1 pseudogene is annotated in these 926 nt (G+C 59.3%); it reads left to right on the forward strand.

From position 1 onward, the window contains the following. A pseudogene (locus tag FQK12_RS07805) lies at positions 1-599 on the forward strand (carbohydrate-binding protein); the annotation flags it as partial. Positions 600-926 lie beyond the last annotated feature (327 nt).

Raw genomic sequence — 926 nt, forward strand, 5'->3', positions numbered from 1 at the left:
CTGAACCGGAGGAAGAGGAGGAGGATACCGTCCAGCCTGAACCGTCGGTAAACCATGCGCCGAAAGCCGCTATCGAACTGATGGTGGTAGGCGGCTCCCGCGTGCGCCTTTCCGGCGAAAAATCTTCTGATGAAGATAACGACGAGTTGACCTTTAGCTGGGGCGTGCCCGCGGCGATCAACGTCGCCGATAAAACCGCGGCGGTCATTGAGTTCGATGTGCCGAAAGTGGCTGAGGATACCGAGTATACCTTCACCCTGTTCGTGCGCGATACCTGGGGTGAACCGTCAACGCAGCAGCGCTTTGTGCTCTCCGTCGTCGCCGCGACTCAGACCGATGATACCGAGGACGAGCCGGCTGACGACCAGGATCGCACCGATGATACGCCTCAACCGGCAGATGATGATGTTGTTCCTTCTGACGAAACCACGCCTTACCCGCTGTGGAATGCCAGCACCGTCTATGGTAGCAACTGGGGCAGCTTTGAAATCGTGAGCTGGAAAGGCCATAACTACCAGGTGAAATGGTGGTCTCAGGGCAACCAGCCGGATCTGAACTGCGGTCAGTTCCAGGTCTGGAGCGATCTCGGCGCGTACTAAGCGTAAATAGTCACTGACGAGTGATAGCCAGCCCCGGAGCGATCCGGGGCTTTTTATTATCGCTCTTTTCGGTTTTCCCGGTGGCGCTACCGGGCAACTGCAGGTCGGTAGCCTGGGTTGCTCCGGGATGAATGCATCGGTGCGGCTTCTTCCCGGGTCGCGCTGCGCTTACCCGGGCTACGAGTCCACCGCCGTCTGTGGGCTAGTAGCCCGGGTCAGGCGTTTACGCCGCAACCGGGAATGTACGGGGATAAATACATCGATGCGGCTTCTTCCCGGGTTGCGCTGCGCTTACCCGGGCTACGGGTCCTACCGGGCAACTGCAGG

The organism is Klebsiella sp. ME-303 (assembly GCF_007910085.1).
GTDB lineage: Bacteria > Pseudomonadota > Gammaproteobacteria > Enterobacterales > Enterobacteriaceae > Klebsiella > Klebsiella michiganensis.